This is a genomic window from Lysobacter sp. F60174L2 (genome assembly GCF_052547135.1).
In genome coordinates this window covers 965,289-983,727 of sequence record NZ_JBQWRA010000001.1, presented here as the reverse complement: position 1 = coordinate 983,727, position 18,439 = coordinate 965,289, and the positions used below count along the sequence as shown (strand labels likewise).

General features: G+C 69.8%; 22 protein-coding genes. 8 read left to right on the top strand and 14 right to left on the bottom strand.

All coding sequences use genetic code 11. The annotated features are described in order from the left end of the window. Nucleotides 1-35: 35 nt before the first annotated feature. Entirely contained in the window at nt 36-944 is a 909-nt protein-coding gene (locus ACT9AS_RS04510; protein WP_445098908.1) for an ATP-grasp domain-containing protein, read from the bottom strand. A 25-nt stretch (nt 945-969) separates the two neighbouring features. Continuing rightward, nucleotides 970-1,815, bottom strand: a complete 846-nt coding sequence (locus ACT9AS_RS04505; protein WP_445098907.1) for a LytTR family transcriptional regulator DNA-binding domain-containing protein — start codon at nt 1,813-1,815, stop codon at nt 970-972. Between the two features lie 180 nt (nt 1,816-1,995). On the opposite strand from ACT9AS_RS04505, the gene ACT9AS_RS04500 reads away from it, so the two are divergent. The 3 genes from ACT9AS_RS04500 (at nt 1,996) to ACT9AS_RS04490 (ending at nt 4,517) form a co-directional block, all read left to right on the top strand. Continuing rightward, nucleotides 1,996-3,204: an acyltransferase family protein gene (locus ACT9AS_RS04500; protein ID WP_445098906.1), complete on the top strand. Its 1,209-nt coding sequence runs from the start codon at nt 1,996-1,998 to the stop codon at nt 3,202-3,204. Nucleotides 3,205-3,303: 99 nt separating this feature from the next. Continuing rightward, on the top strand, nt 3,304-4,089 hold the full coding sequence (locus tag ACT9AS_RS04495) for a TSUP family transporter (RefSeq protein WP_445098905.1): 786 nt from the start codon (nt 3,304-3,306) through the stop codon (nt 4,087-4,089). A gap of 53 nt (nt 4,090-4,142) precedes the next feature. Then, nucleotides 4,143-4,517: a hypothetical protein gene (locus tag ACT9AS_RS04490; protein WP_445098904.1), complete on the top strand. Its 375-nt coding sequence runs from the start codon at nt 4,143-4,145 to the stop codon at nt 4,515-4,517. 83 nt (nt 4,518-4,600) lie between these two features. Here the strand turns inward: ACT9AS_RS04490 and ACT9AS_RS04485 are convergent, their stop codons facing one another. The 3 genes from ACT9AS_RS04485 to ACT9AS_RS04475 form a co-directional block, all read right to left on the bottom strand. After that, complete coding sequence (locus ACT9AS_RS04485; RefSeq protein WP_445098903.1) at nt 4,601-4,951, bottom strand: hypothetical protein; 351 nt, start codon at nt 4,949-4,951, stop codon at nt 4,601-4,603. A 136-nt stretch (nt 4,952-5,087) separates the two neighbouring features. Next, nucleotides 5,088-5,474, bottom strand: a complete 387-nt coding sequence (locus ACT9AS_RS04480; protein WP_445098902.1) for a DUF3037 domain-containing protein — start codon at nt 5,472-5,474, stop codon at nt 5,088-5,090. Further along, complete coding sequence (locus tag ACT9AS_RS04475; RefSeq protein WP_445099033.1) at nt 5,461-6,228, bottom strand: HipA family kinase; 768 nt, start codon at nt 6,226-6,228, stop codon at nt 5,461-5,463. Before ACT9AS_RS04475 ends, ACT9AS_RS04480 begins: the two co-directional genes overlap by 14 nt. A gap of 120 nt (nt 6,229-6,348) precedes the next feature. On the opposite strand from ACT9AS_RS04475, the gene msrB reads away from it, so the two are divergent. From msrB to ACT9AS_RS04455, 4 genes are all read left to right on the top strand, one after another. Further along, the gene (gene msrB, locus ACT9AS_RS04470; protein ID WP_445098901.1) at nt 6,349-6,798 is read left to right on the top strand and encodes a peptide-methionine (R)-S-oxide reductase MsrB; all 450 of its coding nucleotides are present in this window, start codon (nt 6,349-6,351) and stop codon (nt 6,796-6,798) included. Then, nucleotides 6,795-7,298, top strand: coding sequence for a peptide-methionine (S)-S-oxide reductase MsrA (gene msrA, locus ACT9AS_RS04465; RefSeq protein WP_445098900.1), 504 nt, complete (start codon nt 6,795-6,797; stop codon nt 7,296-7,298). Before msrB ends, msrA begins: the two co-directional genes overlap by 4 nt. 72 nt (nt 7,299-7,370) lie before the next feature. Further along, nucleotides 7,371-8,015: a DUF5671 domain-containing protein gene (locus ACT9AS_RS04460; RefSeq protein WP_445098899.1), complete on the top strand. Its 645-nt coding sequence runs from the start codon at nt 7,371-7,373 to the stop codon at nt 8,013-8,015. After that, a complete protein-coding gene (locus ACT9AS_RS04455) occupies nt 8,012-8,995 on the top strand; it encodes a hypothetical protein (RefSeq protein ID WP_445098898.1) in 984 nt (327 codons plus the stop codon). The genes ACT9AS_RS04460 and ACT9AS_RS04455 overlap by 4 nt, the downstream gene beginning before the upstream one ends. Before the next feature lie 2 nt (nt 8,996-8,997). Here the strand turns inward: ACT9AS_RS04455 and ACT9AS_RS04450 are convergent, their stop codons facing one another. The 7 genes from ACT9AS_RS04450 to ACT9AS_RS04420 all read right to left on the bottom strand — a co-directional run bounded on the left by ACT9AS_RS04450 (nt 8,998) and on the right by ACT9AS_RS04420 (nt 15,501). Continuing rightward, complete coding sequence (locus tag ACT9AS_RS04450; RefSeq protein WP_445098897.1) at nt 8,998-9,204, bottom strand: hypothetical protein; 207 nt, start codon at nt 9,202-9,204, stop codon at nt 8,998-9,000. A 26-nt stretch (nt 9,205-9,230) separates the two neighbouring features. Further along, nucleotides 9,231-10,004, bottom strand: a complete 774-nt coding sequence (locus ACT9AS_RS04445; protein WP_445098896.1) for a response regulator — start codon at nt 10,002-10,004, stop codon at nt 9,231-9,233. Beyond that, on the bottom strand, nt 9,997-11,268 hold the full coding sequence (locus ACT9AS_RS04440; RefSeq protein ID WP_445098895.1) for a histidine kinase: 1,272 nt from the start codon (nt 11,266-11,268) through the stop codon (nt 9,997-9,999). Before ACT9AS_RS04440 ends, ACT9AS_RS04445 begins: the two co-directional genes overlap by 8 nt. A gap of 126 nt (nt 11,269-11,394) precedes the next feature. Then, the gene (locus ACT9AS_RS04435) at nt 11,395-11,673 is read right to left on the bottom strand and encodes a hypothetical protein (RefSeq protein WP_445098894.1); all 279 of its coding nucleotides are present in this window, start codon (nt 11,671-11,673) and stop codon (nt 11,395-11,397) included. A gap of 13 nt (nt 11,674-11,686) precedes the next feature. Continuing rightward, entirely contained in the window at nt 11,687-12,454 is a 768-nt protein-coding gene (locus tag ACT9AS_RS04430) for a glycosyltransferase (protein WP_445098893.1), read from the bottom strand. Continuing rightward, nucleotides 12,455-14,587 (bottom strand): M13-type metalloendopeptidase, encoded by a 2,133-nt coding sequence (locus ACT9AS_RS04425; protein WP_445098892.1) that lies wholly within the window; start codon nt 14,585-14,587, stop codon nt 12,455-12,457. Nucleotides 14,588-14,685: 98 nt separating this feature from the next. Continuing rightward, on the bottom strand, nt 14,686-15,501 hold the full coding sequence (locus ACT9AS_RS04420; RefSeq protein ID WP_445098891.1) for an alpha/beta hydrolase-fold protein: 816 nt from the start codon (nt 15,499-15,501) through the stop codon (nt 14,686-14,688). 119 nt (nt 15,502-15,620) lie between these two features. Between ACT9AS_RS04420 and ACT9AS_RS04415 the strand changes: the two genes are divergently transcribed. After that, complete coding sequence (locus tag ACT9AS_RS04415; RefSeq protein WP_445098890.1) at nt 15,621-15,881, top strand: hypothetical protein; 261 nt, start codon at nt 15,621-15,623, stop codon at nt 15,879-15,881. A gap of 15 nt (nt 15,882-15,896) precedes the next feature. Here the strand turns inward: ACT9AS_RS04415 and ACT9AS_RS04410 are convergent, their stop codons facing one another. Both ACT9AS_RS04410 and ACT9AS_RS04405 read right to left on the bottom strand, forming a co-directional pair. Then, on the bottom strand, nt 15,897-16,763 hold the full coding sequence (locus ACT9AS_RS04410) for a helix-turn-helix domain-containing protein (protein WP_445098889.1): 867 nt from the start codon (nt 16,761-16,763) through the stop codon (nt 15,897-15,899). A 23-nt stretch (nt 16,764-16,786) separates the two neighbouring features. Then, entirely contained in the window at nt 16,787-18,433 is a 1,647-nt protein-coding gene (locus ACT9AS_RS04405) for an alpha-amylase family glycosyl hydrolase (RefSeq protein WP_445098888.1), read from the bottom strand. Nucleotides 18,434-18,439 lie beyond the last annotated feature (6 nt).

Genomic DNA, 18,439 nt, shown 5'->3' with positions numbered 1-18,439 from the left:
CAACACGCAACTGGCGGTGCTGATCGGCAGGCCTTTCACCGCGACGCGAATGGAGTGCCGCTCGCGATCAGTCCGGCGACCGCACGGCCGAACGCCGCGCCCGCCTCCGGCGCGGTGTCGAGGTAGAAATCCGGCTCGATCAATTCGGCTTCCATCAGCAACCAGCGGCCATCGGCATCGGGCACGGTGTCGATGCGGGCGTACAGCAGCGGTGCGTCGATCGCGGCCAGCGTCTGCTCGGCCAGTGCCAGCGCACCGGCGGGCGGCGTCGGCACCGGCGTGTAGATCCCGCCGTACTGCACCTGGATGCGGAACTCGCCGGCGACCGGCCGCTTGTTGACCGCGTGGCTGAAGTGGCCGCCGAAGAACAGCAGCGAGGTTTCGCCTTCGGTCTCGATGGTCGGCAGGTAGGGCTGGATCATCGCGTCGCCGGCCGGGATGTCGTGCGTTACGTCGTCGAGTGCATCGCCGCGGCGCAGGCGTCGGGTCTTCCAGCCGCCGCCGGAGACGGTCGGCTTGACGATCAGCTGCTCCGCGCCGGTGCTGGCGAACGCGGTCTCGATCCGCTCGGCCGTCACCCGCTGCGTCCACACGGTCGGCGGCACCGCGATGCCGCGTTGCGCGAACCGGTCCAGGTAACGCTTGTCCGCATTCCACGCGAGCACGTCGGCGGGGTTGGCCAGCGCGATGCCGGCCGCCTGCCACGTCCGGCAGGCCTGCAGCCAGCGCTCGGGTACGTAGTGGTAGCCCCAAACGATCAACGGCAGCACCAGCGGGAACCGCTCCAGTCCGCCGGCATCGTCGACATGGTCGGTCCACGGCGTCGGCGCCGCGGTGACGCCAACGGCGGCCAGCGCATGCCGGAGGCGTTCGAGCACGCCCGGCCACAACGCCGCGAAGGTGGCGTCGGACGGGTCGGGGGTGAGGATGGCGGTCTCGGTCATCGGGCTTCCGGTATGTGGGAGACAGTCAGGCCAGTCGATCCTTCAGCGCCTGCCGGTAGCGACGGCTCACCGCGACCGTGCCGCCGCTCAGCAAGTGCGCGCGGGCGTCGCCGGTGTCGAACGGCTCGATCTCGCGCACGCGGTCGAGGTTGACGATCGCGCTGCGGTGCACGCGGGCGAAGCCGTGGCCTTCGAGCTTCTGCTGGATGCCGGCCATGGTCTCGCGCAACGGGTACACGCGCTCGCCGACGCGCAGGTTGACGTAGTTGCCGGACGCCTCGATCCAGTCGATCTGGTCGACCCGCACAAGGAACTCGCGGCCGAGCTTCTTGACCAGGAAGCGGTCGGTCACCGGCTCCGGCGGCACGTCCTCGACGCCCTCGGCGATGAACCCGGCCTCGCCCTGCCAGCGGCGCAGCACGAAGCGGTACAGGTGGATCAGCGCGATGAACAGGACGTAGCTGCGCACGTCCTTGAGGTACTCGTACCACAGCCGCCCGGCCCAGCCGCCGAAGTCGTACTCCGCGCCCATGCCGGCGTAGGCCAGCTTGCGCAGGGCGACCATGCCCAGCACGTGCAGCAGCGACACCGGAATGGTGAACAGCAGGTGGGCCGGCAAGCTGCGGCGGAAGTGGCCGCCTTCCAGCGGGAAACGCCCGGTGAACCACAGCAGCAGCGGGATCAGCGCCAGCCAGAGGAGCGCGCTGGTCGCCTCCCACACCCACGGCTCCCAGCGGGCGACGTCGAGGCCGCTGTTGGCCATGTCGATGTTGACCGTGATCGCGTTGCCGGCGCAGTTGACCGCGGCCGCCAGCACCCACAGGCCGACCTCGAAGGCGCGTCGGTGGCGGAGGTAGGTCTGCGGCTGCACGGCGGTCCTCGGCTGGGCTGGGGGTTGGCGCGTGGCCAGCGGGCGAGTCTAGCGCGGGCGTCCCGATTCGTCCCCGGCTCCCGCCGCTTGTCCCCGCAGGCCCGCGGGGCGGCACTTTCCGCTGGCGGGCGATGCGCGCCGGGACGAGGCTGCAGTCCCTTCCCGTGGAACCCCGAGCCGATGATTCCCGCCCCCGACCGCACCGCCGACGGCGGCCGCCGCCACGATATCGACGCCCTGCGGGTGCTCGCCTTCGCCGTGCTGATCCTCTACCACGTCGGCATGTTCTACGTGCCGGACTGGGGCTGGCACGTCAAATCCGGCCACGCCTTCGAGTGGCTCAAGTGGCCGATGATCCTGGTCAACCAGTGGCGGATGTCGCTGCTGTTCCTGATCTCCGGCGTGGCGGTGCACTTCCTTTTGCGCCGGGTCACCGCGGCGGGGTTCGCGTGGTCGCGGACGAAGCGGCTGCTTGTGCCGCTGCTGTTCGGCATGGCGGTGGTGGTGCCGCCGCAGGCCTGGCTGCAGGCGCAGGCCAACGGGGCGTTTGACGGCGGCTACCTGTCGTTCCTCGCCGCCTACTTCACGTTCCAGCCGTGGCCGGCGGGGGCGTTCGACGGTTCGCACGTGGGCGTGACCTGGAACCACCTGTGGTACCTGCCGTACCTGCTGGCGTACTCGCTGCTGCTGGCGGCGCTGTTGCCGCTGCTGCGCAGTCGCGTGGGGATGGCGGTCGCCGGCTGGTTCCGCGGTCTGCGCGGCTGGCGGCTGTGGCTGCTGCCGGTCGCGCCGCTGGTGCTGGCGTCGTGGACGCTGGCGGGACGCTTCCCGACCACCCACGACCTGCTGCACGACTGGCACATGCACGCGCAGTACGGGGCGATGTTCCTCTACGGCTACTGGATCGCTGCCGACACCGGGCTGTGGGCCGAGCTGCGCAAGCGGCGCTGGTGGCTGCTGGGCGTGGCGCTGTGCACGTTCGCCGTGTTCCAGTGGCTGCGCTTCACCACCGTGCCGGAGCCGAGCGTCGAGCGCGCGCTGTACGACGTGGCCCAGCGCCTCAATGCCTGGACCTGGCTGCTGCTGGTGCTCGGCTGGGGCCACCACCTGCTCAACCGTCCGTTCCGCTGGCTGCCTTGGGCGACCGCATCGGTCTACCCGTGGTACGTGCTGCACCAGACCGTCACCGTCGTTGCCGGGGTGTGGCTGGCGTCGCTGTCGCTGGGGCCGTGGCTGGAGCCGCCGCTGCTGGTCGCGGCGACCGCGCTGGGCTGCGTGCTAATCACCGCGGTGATCGCGCGCGTCGGCTGGCTGCGGCCGCTGTTCGGGATGACTGCGCGGCCGCGGCCCGCGCGTTCCGACGCGGTCGAAGCGCTGGCGCTGCGCTGACCTGCCGTGCCCGGGCACCACGCCCGGGCGGCGGCACAGCCGGCACGTTCATCCGCGCTGGTCGATAATGCGGGCCCGTCGACCACCCGTGCAGGCCCCATGGAACTTGGCATCGAAGTCATCGCCCTGCTGATGGCGGTGGCGTTCGTGGCGGGGGTGATCGACGCGATCGCCGGCGGCGGCGGGCTGCTGACGATCCCGGCGCTGATGGCGGCGGGCGTGCCGCCGGTCCACGCGATCGCCACCAACAAGCTGCAGAGCAGCTTCGGCACTGCCAGCGCGGTGGTCGCGTTCGCGCGCAAGGGGCGGATCGATTTCCGGCGCTTCCTCAAGCCGGCGATCGGTGCGTTCCTCGGCTCCGCGGTCGGCGCCTGGGTGCTGCAGCGGATCGACCCGGCGTTCCTCGCCGGGCTGATCCCGGTGCTGCTGATCCTGATGGTGATCTATTTCACCGTCGCCCCGAAGGCGTCCGAAGAGGACCGCCACAGTCGGCTCGGCACCGGTGCGCTGGTTGGCATCGTCATCGCGATCGGCTTCTACGACGGCTTCTTCGGTCCCGGCACCGGCTCGTTCCTGACCACGGTGCTGGTCGCGCTGTTCGGCATGGGGCTGGTGTCGGCGACCGCGCACACCAAGTTCCTCAACCTCGCCAGCAACGTCGCCGCGCTGGTCACGCTGGTGATCGGCGGCCAGGTGCTGTGGATGGTCGGCCTGCTGATGGCGGTGGCGAGCATCGCTGGCGGCCAGGTCGGCGCGCACCTGGCGCTGCGGGTGGGCGGCAAGGTGATCCGGCCGCTGCTGGTGGTCATGGCGCTGGCGTTGACGGTGAAGTTGCTGGCCGATCCGGCCAATCCGTTGACCAGGTTGCTGACCGGTGGCGGCTAGATTGCGGGGGAGTACCCTGCAACATGGGACCGACGCATCCACCAGCCAGGACCATGGAAAAAGAATTCCTGATCCGTTTTTCCGATTGCGACAGCAACGTCCTGCGGGCGCGCGTCATCGGCGTGCGCACGCTGTCGTCGACGATCGGCTACTGGCAGGCGATAGCGGACGAACTGGCCAGGCGGCGCCCGTCCGGGTTGTTGCTCATCGACGAACTGAAGGGCGAGGAGTTGTCGGCGTCGGAATGGAAGGGGCTGGTGGCGCGGATGAAGGGCCACGGGCTGGAAGGGGTCCTCATCGCCCATGTCAAACCGTTCGCATTGGACCAGATCATGTACTGCGAGATTTCCGCGGTCGCCGCGGGGCTGCAGGCGCGCGTGTTCCGTGACGAGGCCGAGGCCATGGACTGGCTGGTCGGGAAGAAGTAACCGGGCCCGCGGTGACATCCACAACCGGCATAGAAAAAGGGGGCGCGAACAGTTCGCGCCCCCTTTTCGTTATCCCGCGTCCGTCAGGGCTGCGGTGTCGGCTCGTCGGTCGGGTCGGTCGAATCGAGTTCCTCGGCTTCCGGATCCATCGGATCGGTCTGCGGCGCCAGGGACGGGTCCTGGTCGACCATCGGATCCTCGGTCGGGATGCTCGCGTCACCCATGGTGGTGGTCGCGTCATCGGTGGCGTACGGGTCGGTGGTCGGATCAGTGATCCCCTCTGGGGCCGTGTCGTCGACCGGCTGGGTGGCGGCGGTGGAATCCGCTGCCGGGTAGGTATCGGTCGCGGCGGTGTCGACGCTGTTGTCGCAGGCGGTGAGGGCCAGGCTGCCCAGCAGCGCGAAGGCCAGTGTCGAAAGCTTGAAACGTGTCATGGCGATGCTCCTGAAGTGGCGTGGGGGAGATGCGTCCGGTGCATCGTGTTGCGTTTTGCCACCCCGAGGCTGTCATGGCGGTTGTTAAAAACCGGCTAGCCGTTCGTGAAATCCGCCGGTTCAGGGCCGGCGCCGTTCAGGTTGAAACCATCCGCTCGAACAGCCGTTCGACCGATCCCGCGGGGTCCGTGCAACGGCCCATGTGGATCGGCGAGGTCTGGATGATCGAGCTGCGCGTGGCGGTCAGCCAGTGGAAGCGCGCGCGACGCGGCAGGCGCGCGATCGGCCCGGCGTCGGGCGCGCCTTCGCAGACCCGCACGATCGCCTGCAGGTGGCGTCGGACGGTGTCGATGTCGATCGCCGGATCGAGCGCGCGCAGGCGCTGCTCGTCGACTTCGACGCGTGCCTGCAGGAACTGCCGCGACTCGCAGGACACGATCACCCCGGCATTGATGAACTCGCCGCGCTCCACCCGCGGCACCACCCGGATCAGCGCGTAGTCGTAGCTCTCAGCCACGTGCATGCTGGGCCTCCTCGATGAAGCCACGGCGCTGCGCGAGCCGTTGCAGCAGGAACTCGACGTAGGCCGCGCGCTGGGTGGCCGGGTCGGCCCACGCATCGGCATCGGCCAGCCAGCTGTCCGGTACGCGGGCGAGGATGGCCTGCAGCAGCTCGCGGGTCACCAGCGGCGCAAGGCGCGCGTCGGCGTCTTCCAGCTCATCGGCCAGTGGCAGCAGCACGTGGTCGCGGATCAGCGGGAACCGGCTGCCGGCGGCGTCGGTCGAGCCGTCCCAGCCGTGGTGGAAATACAGCGCCGCGCCGTGGTCGATCAGCCACAGTGCGCGGTGCCAGATCAGCAGGTTGGTGTTGCGGTAGGTGCGGTCGACATTGCTGGTGAACGCGTCGAGCCAGACCACCGCCGAGGCGAGGGCGCTGTCGGGTTGTTCGGCGGCGGGATCGAAGTTGATCGAGCCGGGGAGGTAGTCGAGCCCGAGGTTGAGGCCGGCGCTGGCGCGGATGAGTTCCTGGATTTCCGGGTCGGGATCGGTGCGGGCGAGTTCCGGGTCCAGTTCGACCAGCACGATCTCCGGCACCGGCAGACCGAGCGCGCGGGCGAGTTCACCCACCACCAGTTCGGCGACCAGCGCCCGTGCGCCCTGGCCGGCGCCGCGGAACTTGAGCACGTACAGGCCGTCGTCGTCGGCCTCGACGACCGCCGGCATCGAGCCGCCCTCGCGCAGCGGGGTGACGTAACGGGTGACGCGGACGGTGCGCAGCGGGGTCATCGGCGGGCCTGGCGGTGTGTGCGGCGACGTTAGCAGAGGCCCGCGGGGATGTTGAGTTTGGCCCGGCGATCCCCATCCAGTCGGGTGTCCTCCCCGCATCAGGAAATTCGCATGTCCCGGTACAGCAAGGATCCCGACGCCATCGCCCGCCTGACCCCCGAGCAGTTCCGCGTCACCCAGCACAGCGGCACCGAAGCGCCCGGCACCGGCGAGTATCTGGACAACAAACACCCGGGCATCTATGTCGACATCGTGTCCGGCGAGCCGCTGTTCGCCTCGTCCGACAAGTTCGAGTCCGGCTGCGGCTGGCCGAGTTTCACCAAGCCGATCGAACCGGCGCACGTCAGCGAGTTGCGCGACACCAGCCACGGCATGACCCGCATCGAGGTGCGTTCCACCCACGGCGACAGCCACCTTGGCCATGTATTCCCCGACGGCCCGCCGGACCGCGGCGGCCTGCGGTATTGCATCAACTCCGCGTCGCTGCGCTTCATCCCCCGCGAGGAGATGGACGCGCAGGGCTACGGCGCCTATCTGGACCAGGTGGAGGACATTCGATGAGTACTGAAAAGGCGATTCTTGCCGGCGGCTGCTTCTGGGGCATGCAGGACCTGATCCGCAAGCAGCCCGGGGTGGTTTCGACCCGGGTCGGCTACAGCGGCGGCGACGTGCCCAATGCGACCTACCGCAACCACGGCAGCCACGCGGAGTCGATCGAGATCGTGTTCGATCCGGAGCAGACCAGCTACCGCGAGATGCTCGAGTTCTTCTTCCAGATCCACGACCCGACCACCGAGAACCGCCAGGGCAACGACCTTGGCACGTCGTACCGCTCGGCGATCTTCTACGCATCGCCGGAGCAGAAAAAGGTCGCCGAGGACACCATCGCCGACGTCGATGCATCCGGTCTGTGGCCCGGCAAGGTGGTGACCCAGGTCGAGCCCGCCGGTGATTTCTGGGAAGCCGAACCGGAGCACCAGGATTACCTGGAGCGGCTTCCGGAGGGCTACACCTGCCACTTCATCCGTCCGGACTGGAAGCTGCCGCGCCGCGACGGCTGATCCGTGCGCCACGCGGCACATCATGCGGGCCTGCTAGATTCCGGGGACCGATGTCCCGGATGAGGAGCAGGCATGGCCGCAGGCACGCAGGATCTGGATATGTTCGTACGCGAGGCGCTCGCCGCGGGCGCCTCCAAAGAGGCGATCGGCACCGCGCTGGCCGCCGCCGGCTGGACCCCGGAGCAGGCCCGCGACGCGATCGACGCCTATGCCGACGTCGAGTTCCGGCTGCCGGTGCCACGACCGCGCCCCTACCTGTCACCGCGTGAGGCGTTCCTCTATCTGGTGCTGTTCGCGACGCTGTACCTGTCGGCCTACCAGCTTGGCAGCCTGCTGTTCGACCTGATCAACCGGTTCCTGCCCGACGCGGCCGACCCGGCGTACGCGGTCCGCAGTGCCGCGCACTCGATGCGCTGGTCGGTGGCGTCGCTGGTGATCGCCTTCCCGGTGTTCCTGTTCGTTGCCCGCCACCTCGGCCAGGACATGGCGCGCAACCCGGCCCGGCGCCTGTCGGCGGTGCGGCGCTGGCTGACCTACCTGACCCTGTTCCTCGCCGCCACGATCCTGATCGGCGACCTCATCACCCTGGTCTACAACCTGCTGGGCGGCGAGCTGTCGCTGCGCTTCGTGCTCAAGGTGCTGGTGGTCGGAGCGATCGCGGGTGCGATCTTCGGCTACTACCTGCGCGACCTGCGTCGCGAGGAGGCCGAAGCGTGAGCGCCGACCCGAAGCACGACCGTTCGGGGCGCTGGCTCGCGGTCATCGCCAGCGTGGTGGTGCTGGCGACCGTGGTGGCCGCGGTGCTGGTGATGGACTCGCCGTCGGTGCAGCGCGACGCCCGGCTCGACAGCCGCCGCATCGACGAGCTGAACCGCATCGTCCAGGCGATCGACATCCACGTGCAGGCCAACGACACGGTGCCGCCGGACCTCGCCACCCTGGCCGCGCAGCCCGGACAGCAACTGTCGATCGTCGATCCGGTGACCGGCACCGCCTACGGCTACACGGTGGACGGCGCGCGCAGCTACACCCTGTGCGCGGAGTTCGTCACCGATACCGCGCGGGTCCAGGCGCGCGGTGGGCCGTGGAATGCCGGCGAGTGGAACCACGATGTCGGGCCGCAGTGCTTCAGCCGCACGGCGACGGCGCCGAAACCCGGTTCGCGGGCGGTGGCAAGCTCGGCTGCATCGTCCGCACCGGCGACACCGGAACCGACTGCATCGGAGCCGACTGCATCGGAACAACCGGCGGCGACGCTGGCGCTGGAAGGCGAGGGCCTGCGCATCTTCGTGCTGCCATCGGGCTCGGCGCGGCCGGTCGCATTCGGAACCGGCAAGGCCGAAACGCTGGCGATGCTCCGGAAAGTACTCGGCGCGGCGCCGACCGGCGAAAGCGGGAACAGCGACTGCGGCGCCACCCGGGTGCGCTGGCCGGGTGGCCTGGCGACGTGGTTCGCCGACGACGCGTTTGTCGGCTGGTCGCTCGGCCCGGACGGGTCCGGCCTGTCGACCGTCGACGGGATCGCGATCGGCTCCACCCGCGCCGCGCTCGAAGGCGGCGGCACGGTGGTCGAAATCGCGCCCTCGTCGCTGGGCACCGAGTTCAGCGCCGGACAGGTCGCGGGGCTGCTCGACTCGGCCGGCCCGGATGCGCGCGTCACCCACCTGTGGGCCGGCCGGACCTGCATAGCGCGCTGAGGCTATCGGGCCGGTGCGTCGGCGCCCTCGACAGCGATGCACAGATGGAAGTCGCGCCGACCGCCGTCACCGGTCGCCCAGGCCATGCGCTGGAGCGTCGCCACCAGGCAGGTGCCGGTCGAATCGGCGCCGGTGGCGGGCGCCGTGGTGCCGACCTCGATGCCGAACGGCGAGAGCAGCAGCGCCAGCAGGACGATGAGCGTGTTCACGGGTCACCTCGCAGGACGTGTCGTGGTCACATGTGGCGGAACAGCGCCATGTACGGTGCGCTGACGGTCAGTGTTTCCGGGCGGTTGCGCAGGCGGACGATGCCGCGGCCGCTGTCGTCGCGGGTGATGCCGGCGATCGCCTTGAGGTTGACGATGGTCGAGCGGTGGATCTGTTTGAACACCGCAGGATCGAGCAGGCCGAGCAGCTCGCGGATGGGCGTCCGCAGCAGCGCCTCGCCGTCGGCGGTCATCACCGTGGTGTACTTGTTGTCGGCGCGGAAATACGCGACCTCGTCGACCAGGACCAGGCGGGTCTCGCGGCCCGCGCTGGCGGTCAGCCAGGTCAGCGGCGGCGCGTCGCCGGCCGGCTGCCGCGCGCCAAGCCGTGCCAGCAGTGCCGCGAGGGCCTCGGCATTGTGCTGGCCGGCATGGGCCTGCAGGCGTTGCACGGTGGCCGCCAGCCGCTCCGGCATGATCGGCTTGAGCAGGTAGTCGACCGCGCCGTGCTCGAACGCGTCGATCGCGTACTGGTCGTAGGCGGTGGCGAACACGATGCGGGTGCCGGGGCTGACCTCGGCCGCGGCGGCCGCGACTTCCAGCCCGGTCAGGCCGGGCATGCGGATGTCGAGGAAGGCGATGTCGGGGCGGTGTTCGGCCAGCGCTTCCAGTGCGCCGGCGCCGTCCTCGCATTCGGCCACGATCCGCAGTTGCGGCCAGGCGTGGCCGAGCTGCTCGACCAGCGACTGCCGCAGCAGCGCTTCGTCCTCGGCAACGATGCAGGTGGTGACGGATTCAGACATCGGCGTCGGCCAGTTGCGTCGGAGCGGTGGCGGGCGGGCCGGCCGGGACGCTGAGGGTGGCGGCAACGCCGGCCGGGAAGTTGGCGATCACCGCCAGCGAGCCTTCGTTGCCGAACAGCAGGCGCAACCGCTCGCGGACGTTCCTGAGGCCGATCCCGGTGCCGGCGGTCTTGCTGCTGAAGCCGTCGCCATCGTCGGCCACGGTCACCGCCACCGTGCCGTCGCTGCGGCGTGCGCGGATCCACACCGTGCCGCCACCGGTGCGCGGTTCCAGGCCGTGCTTGATCGCGTTCTCGACCAGCGTCTGCAGCATCATCGGCGGCAGCGGCGTGGCACGCAGGTTCTCCGGCACGTCGACCTGCACCGACAGCCGCGGCCCCATCCGGATCCTGAGGATTTCCAGGTAGGCCAATGCGCGCTCCAGTTCGGCGCCCAGCGTCGACATCTCGTTCTCGGTGCGCGGCAGCGAATGGCGCAGGTACTGAATCAGGTGGCCGAGCATCTCGTCGGCGCGCGCCGGGTCGCTGCGGGTCAGCAGCTGCGCGCTGGCCAGTGTGTTGTAGAGGAAGTGCGGCTCCACCTGCGCGTGCAGCAGGCTGAGCCTGGCGACGGTGAGTTCCTTCTCGGTCTCGGTCTGCACGGCCGCGGCGCGCTCGCCACGGCGGTGCTCGGCGACGCGGCGGGTGATCGCGCGGCTGATCGCCTCGGCGTTCTCGTAGTTGGTGCCGTCGTCGACCAGGAACCAGTCGCTCCACGTCGGCGATTCGGGCTCGCAGATCAGGGTCACGCTGCCGCTGTCATGGTTGGGGGTGACGGTGGCGAGGATCTGGTTGCGCGGGATGCCGAACCACAGCAGCGGGTTCCAGCGCCCGAGCGGACGGCTGCCGTAGGTCTGCGGACGCTCGATCTTGCCGCGCACCTGCAGGCTGTCGCGCGCGCTCTCGACCTGCTGGACGCGCGGCAGTTCGCGGATCGCCGCGTCGAGCAGGTCGAACGCCTCGCCGGCCTCCAGCGGGATCTCGATCTGGCGGCGCTGGCGGTTGCCGAGCGCGTCGCGGTCGGTCCGCCCGGCGATCAGCCGGACCCGGCCGACGTGCGACACCGCCCCGGTGACCACCAGCGCCATCAGGATCATCCCGCCGAGCACGATCGGCCAGTCCATCCAGCCGACCAGCGGCAGGTTGGACCACAGGATCGCGACAAGGATGATCGCCAGCATCCAGGCGATGGCGAAGCGGAGGACGAAGAAGAAGTTTCTGATCATGATCTCTGGCCCGACGGCTGGGATGGCCGGAGCATAGCCAGTACCAGGCCGCTGCTGGCGGCGCCGGCGACGAAGCCCGGCATGCGCCGACGAAGCGCGCGAAACCCCGACCGGGACGTGCCCGGCCTACCGCTTCGCGCGCCTGGACCTGCGCTGCGCGCGCAGGAACACCAGCTGGCCGACGATCGCCGTCACCAGGATCAGGCTGTTGGTGACGATGAAGACCATGTTGTCCAGCATCCAGCTGTAGGCGATGAAGCCGACCGAGGCCGATATCTGGCCGAGGAACAGCCAGTGCGACACCCCGCGCGGGTCCGGATCCTTCCACTGGTGCCAGCCCTGCCGGGCCAGCGTCGCGATCAGGATCGCCGAGGCGCCCCAGCCGATCATGTCGGGCGTATTCATCGTGGTGCGCACCTCATCGGTCGTTCCGCCGTTTGTCGTACCAGAGCCCCAGGTGCTCGCGCGAGCGCAGCGCGCCGCGGCCGCGGAATGCGACCTGCAGCATCAACCGCAGGTGCTCGACGACGCTGAAGGTCCGCAGTTTGCGGTCCGAGGTCCAGACCGCCTCGCGCAGGATCACGAAGCGACCCTGGCGGGCCAGCGCCCGGCTCATCGCCACGTCCTCGGCCGCGTACAGGCCCTCGTCGAAGCCGCCGACGCGGTCGAAGGCCTCGCGGGTGCAGAAGAGGAAGCAGCCGGGCGCGATCCGGGTGATGCGGAACACCTGCATCACCAGCGCGGTGAACCCGCGTTCCGTCAGCCGCACCTTGCCCGCCAGCCGCACCGCGCAGCCGCCGCCGACCGCGCCCGCATCCATCGCCGCGATGGCGGCGGACAGCACGGTCGCATCCAGCCGGGTGTCTGCATCGACGAACACCAGCCGCTCGCCGCGGGCGACGCCGGCGCCGGCGTTGCGGGTCGCGGCGATGTGGCGGTGCGATACCTGCAGCACCCGCGTCCCGGCGCGGCGCGCGATGCCGGCGGTGTCGTCGGTCGAGGCGTCGTCGACCACGACGACTTCGTAATCCAGTTGCAGACTGTCGGCGGCCGCCTGCAACGCCGACAGGGTGTCGCAGAGCAGCGCCGCCTCGTCGTGCGCCGGGATGACGAACGAACAGGCCGGGCCGCGTGGCGTTGCGCCCGCGGCCGGCGTCGTCCGTGCGTCCGGTCCGGTGCCAGGCAACTACCAGACCTTGACCCGGTCTTCCGGCGCCAGGTAAAGCGCCTGGCCTTCGGTCACTTCGAACGCCGGGTACCACGCGTCGAGGTTGCGCACGGTCTGCGCGCGGAACCGGCCGGGCGCGTGCACGTCGGTCAGGATCGCGTTGCGGAGCGCGGCCTCGCGGTACTTGCCGCGCCACGCCTGGGCGAAGCCGAGGAAGAAGCGCTGGTCGGGGCTGAAGCCTTCCAGCGTCTCGCCGGGCTGGCCCTGCAGCGACAGCCGGTAGGCGTCGTAGGCGGTGGCGAGGCCGGCGACATCGGCGATGTTCTCGCCCAGGCTCAGCTTGCCGTTGACGGCCAGGTCGTCGAACGCCTTGTATTCGCTGAACTGCGCGGCCAGTGCGTCGCCCGCGGCCTCGAAGCGCTCCAGGTCTTCCGGCGTCCACCAGTTGTGCAGCCTGCCGTCCTTGTCGAACAGCGCGCCGAGGTTGTCGAAGCTGTGGCTGATCTCGTGGCCGATGACCGCGCCGATCGCGCCGTAGTTGACCGCGTCGTCGGCATTGGGATCGAAGAACGGCGGCTGCAGGATCGCGGCCGGGAAGATCAGCCGGTTCTCCAGCGGCACGTTCAGCGCGTTGACCGTGTGCGGCAGCATGTACCACTCGTCGTGGTTGACCGGCTGGCCGAGCTTGGCGAGGTTGCGCTGGTACTCGAACGCGGACGCGCGCTGCGCGTTGCCCAGTGCATCGTCGGGCTTGATCTCCAGCGCGCCGTAGTCGCGCCAGCTGTCCGGGTAGCCCAGCGCGACGGTCAGCCCGGCGACCTTGGCCCGGGCCTGCGCCTTGGTCTCGTCGCTCATCCACTCCAGCGCGTCGATGCGCTTGCCGAACGCGGCGACGATGTTGTCGACCATCGCCTCGGCGCGCGCCCTGGTCTCGGCGCTGACGTGGCGCTCGACGTACTCCTGTCCGACCGCTTCACCCAGCGCGCCGTTGGTCGCGCTGACCGCGCGCTTCCAGCGGTCGCGCTGCTGCGGGGTGCCGTTGAGGGTCTTGCCGTAGAACGCGAACTGCTGATCGCCGAAGGCCTTGGGCAGCGTGGCCGCGGCGCGGTCGATGGCGTGGAATGTCAGGTACTCCTTCCAGGTGTCCAGCGGCTGCGAGGCGACCAGTTTTGAGATGCCGGCGACGGCGTCGGGCTGCCAGGCGATGAAGTCCTGCTGCCCGCCGAGACCGGCCGCCTTGAGGAACGCATCCCAGTCCATGCCGGGCGCCTTGGCCGCGAAGTCGGCCGCGGTCCACGCGTTGGCGCCGGCCTCGACGTTGTTGGTCTGTTCCTGGGTGGCGTGCACCTTGGCGATCGCGGTTTCCAGCGCGACGATGCGTTCGGCCTTGGCCGCGGCGTCATCGATCCCGGCCAGCTCCAGCATCTTCGCGACATGCGCCTGGTAGGCCGTGCGCAACTCGGCCATGCGGCCGTCGTCGAGATAGAAGCTGCGGTCGGGCATGCCGAGGCCTCCCTGCACCAGGTAGGGCACGTTGCGGTCGGGCTGGTGCAGGTCCTGCGAGACCCACAGGCCGAACAGGCGGTCGGTGTAGTAGTCGGTGGCGTTGAGCAGGTCGACGTCGGCGCGCAACTGGCTGCCCAGCTCGGTCGCCAGCGCCTGCTTGTCGGCGATCGCGGCGATTTCGTCCAGTTGCGGCTGCAGCGGCGCGATGCCCCTGGCCTCGATCCCCGCCTCGTCCATGAACGCGGTGTAGTAGTCGCCGACCTTGCGCATCGGACCCTGCGCGGCCTCGTCGTCGGCGGCGTCCTCGATGATCTGGCGGACGTTCTTCTCGGTGTCTACCACGATCCGGGTGAAGCTGTTGAAGCTGGAGCGGTCCGCCGGGATCTGCGTGGACTCCATCCAGCCGCCGTTGGCGTACCGGTAGAAGTCGTCGCCGGGCGGGACCTCGCGGTCCATCCCGGCGATGTCGAAGCCGAAGCTGCCGAGCACCGGCGCGGTGGTCGCGGTGTCGGCGGCCGGGGTGGTGCTGTCGGTCGTCGGGGCGTCGGCGCTTCCGTCGGTGCCGGGCGAACAGCCGGCCAGGCCGGTGGCGAGGGCGGCGGACAGGGTCAGCGACAGCAGCGAGCGGCGGGGAAGGCGGGACATGGCGGGATCCGGACGGTGGGTTCGGCCAGCCTAGGCCAGCGGCGGACGGAATGAAAACTTCCGGAAGTCATTGCCGCCTGTACAGGTAGGGCCATGTGTCATTCCGGGAATGACCGCGCGTCGTCGCGGGTGAAACGCAGCGCATGCGCCATCGCGGCGGGGATCACCGACTTGTGGTCCTCGCCTTCGACCAGCTCGAAGCGGCAGTCGAGGCCACGCTTGCGCAGCGCGCCGGCAAACGCGCTGGCGTTGTCGACCATATGCTGCTCGCCGAGCATCGCCGCCTCGTCTTCGCCGTCGATCCGGGGTGGCTTCTCCGGCCCGGCGACCTGTTCATCGGAACCTACCGTTATCAGCACGCGCGCGTCGCGGGCGGTGGAGAGGTCGGTGTTAGCGATGTCGTCAACGATCCGTGCCTTGTCCCACCAGATCGACGGCGAGGCGGCCACGAAACCGTGGAACCGGTCGGGGCAGGTCATCAAGGCATGCAGCACGAAAAGGCCACTCAGCGAGTGGCCGACCAGCACCTGCCGCGCGGCATCGATCGGCAACGCATCGAGGTAACGCGGTTGCGCGACATCGATCAGGAACGCCAGGAACGCGTCGGCGTCGCCGTCCTCGCGCCAGTCGCCGGCGCCGCCACCCGGCGGCGGAACCGCATGCCGCGCAGGCAGGGTGAAGTCACGCCGGCGCAGGTCGGGATCGACACTGCCCTGTTCCTCCCAGCCGATTCCGATAACCACGACGCCGCCATCGCCCTGCTCGTTCAGCGCCTGCTGCATCGGCGCCCAGGTGGTCGGGGTGTCGAGCAACCAGACCAGCGCATGTCCGCGCGGCGGTGGATCGCCTGGCGGCAGGTGCACGCGGATCGTGTAGTTGCGCTGCTTCGCACTGGTCAGGATTTCGCTACCCATGGCGGCAGCATCTTTCGGCGTGCGTCGGTCCCGCGTGATCGATTGCGATTCGATCTGTCGCGGAACGCTAACGCAGCCCGTGGGACGGTAGGCCGGTACTTCCGTGCAAGGAGACCGAGATGAACAAGCCATCCAACCCGTCATCCGGCAACGCCGCCAGCCGAAGCAGCGGCGAGGCCGGTGGCCAGCACCAGGGCCTGCGCCAGCCGTCCGACGATCAGCGGACCGAAGACAGACTGGGCAACGTCGACCTGGAATCGCGCGGAGCCAAGGTCGACGACCATCTGCGCGACCGCGACAGCAAGGGCGTGCGCGATGGGTACGATGATTCGATCGACCGCGACGCGGACGAGGGCCGGTCTGGCGACGACAGGAAGTAGCGACGGCTCGGTCGTCTATCCGGGTGGGTCGGCTTGGCGCGCGCGGCCGGCGCGCCGGTACTCCATCGGCGTCATGCCGAAGCGGCGGTGGAACAGTTCGCCGAAATGCGACGGGGTCGAGAAGCCCAGGCCGTAGGCGATGTCGCTGACGGTGCGGTCGCTGTCGAGCAGGCGCTGGCTGGCCAGGTGCAGGCGGTGGGTGCGGACGTACTCGCTCCAGGCCATGCCGATCTGCTGCTTGAAACGTCGGCTGAAATAGGCCGGTGCGAGCGCGCAGAGCGCGGCGGCCTGTTCGGCGGCGGGCGCGTTGGCCGGGTCGCGGCGCAGCCGTTCGATCGCCGGGCGCAACCGTTCGAGACTGTCACTGTCGCCGGGCAGCTTGTCGCCTTCGATCAGCGGCGCGCGGACCGTGGCGTGCAGCAGCGCGGTAAGCAGCGGCAGCGCCAGCGGATCGTCGCTGCGCAGTTCGCCCAGCCACTCGGCGATCTGGCCGATGCGTTGCCGCAGTCGCGGGCCCGGCAGGGCGCAGAACGCCTGCGCGAGGCGTTCCAGTCCGGGCTCGCGGGCGAGGGTTTCACCGGCGATGGCGTCGACCTGCAGCAGCACCCAGTCGCGCGGGCCGGGTTCCAGGGTGAAGTCGTGCTGGCGCATCGACGGCACGAAGGCGATGCAGCCCGGTTCCAGCGGGTAGCGCCAGCCATCGGCGAGGAAGTCGCCGCGCACGTTGCCGAACAGCACCAGCTCGTGCACGTCGTGGTAGTGCGGGAACGGCGTGGTGATGCCGGCATCGGCGCCCTGCCGGACCCGTTCCAGCCGCAGGCCGGTGCCGGGTCGCAGTTCCACCGGTTCGCAGAGGGGACGGTCGAGATGGGGCAGGGGCATGTCGACGTCCGCGGGTGGGTTGCTCAGGGCGAGCCGAGTATCCGGACGGCCATGGCGGGCAGGGGCTGGCTCGGGTCGACTGTGCCACCGTCGAGCAGGTCGGTCCACGACTCGGCGGCCAGCGCGGCGTCGAGGCCGGGAGCGGCGGGCGTGGTGCCGAGGTTGGCCAGCAGCAGGGTGCGGCGGGTGCCGGAGGTGCGCAGCAGGCACACGATGTCCGGGCTGTCGGGGCAGGCGAACTGCTGGTCGCCGTTGCGCAGTTCCGGGCGCGACTGGCGCAGGGCCAGCAGGCTGCGGTACCAGTTGAGCAGCGAACCGGCGTCGGCGTCCTGTTCCTCGACCGACACGCCGTCGCTGGAGCGGTTGTAGCGGTCGGTCCACCACGGCTGGTCGCCCTGGTACCAGGTTGCCGAGCCCGGTGCGCCGAGCTCGGCCGACCAGCGCATCGCCTCGCGCAGCGGGATGTGCGCCGAATCGGACAGGGTGCCGGTGCGGGTGATGCCGCGCATGCCGAGTTCCTGCCCGTAGTAGAGCAGCGGTTCGCCCTGCATCAGCAATGCGAGTGCGGCGCCGGCGCGCGCGCGGGCCGGTGCATCGTCGGTACTGCCGTCGCGCTCGAGCACCGACATGAAACGGTCGGTGTCGTGGTTCTCGAGGAACACGATCTGGCCCTTGCCGTCGGGGGTGATCGCCGCGGTCTTGCGCGCGGCGTCGACGATCGCAGCCTTGTCGAGCTCGATCAGCGCGCCGCGCAGCGGGAACGCGAACACCAGGTCCGCATCGCCCTCGACCAGCCAGTCCTCGCCGAACCCCCAGTCGCTCTGCTCGGCAAGGATGCGGAAGCCGGGACGGCGCTTGCGCAGGGTGTCGAAGATCGGCGTCCAGAAGTCGGCGAACAGGTTGGTGGCCAGGCCCTTGTGGTCGAGGTCGTCCATCATGTGGTCGATGCGGAACCCGTCGACGCCGTCGCGGCCGCTGCCGTCGCCGTGCGGGTCGGCGAAGAACAGCAGCAGGTCCTCGAAGTAGCGCTTCACCGCCGGCTGGTTCATGTCGACCATTGCGATGGCGATGTGGCGGCCGTCGTAGCCCTCCCAGCGGGCCTGGTCGAGGAACGGTTCGGGTTCGGTGTGCCCGGCGTCGCGCCACAGCAGGTAGTCGGCGAACGGCGCATCGGGCTTGCCGCGCGACTGCTCCAGCCACGGGTGGCCCTCGCCGACGTACTGGATCTCCTGGTCGAGGTAGACCTTCAGCCCGTGCCCGTGGGCGGCGCGGACGAAGGCGGTGTAGTCCTCCATCGTCCCGTACGCCGGCTCGATCGCTTTGAAGTCGGTGGCGAAATAGTTGTGGTAGAACGGCGACGGCTGCAGCGGGGTCAGCAGGATCGAGGTGATGCCGAGTTCGCGCAGGTAGCCAAGCTTGGCGGTCAGGCCCGGGAGATCACCGATGCGGTCGCCGTTGCTGTCGCGGAAGCTGCGCATGAACACGTGGTAGAAGACTTCCTCGCCGGCCTTGGCCAGCTCGGGTGTCGGTGCGTCGTCGGCGGGCGCCGTGCTTGCTTCGGTTGCCGGTTCGGAAGGCTCGGGTGAGCACGCCGCCGCCGTCGCCAGCAATCCCGCCGCGAGGGTCCAGCCAGCCAGCTTTCGGGCGAGGGCGATGGGTGTTCCCGTCATGCGCGT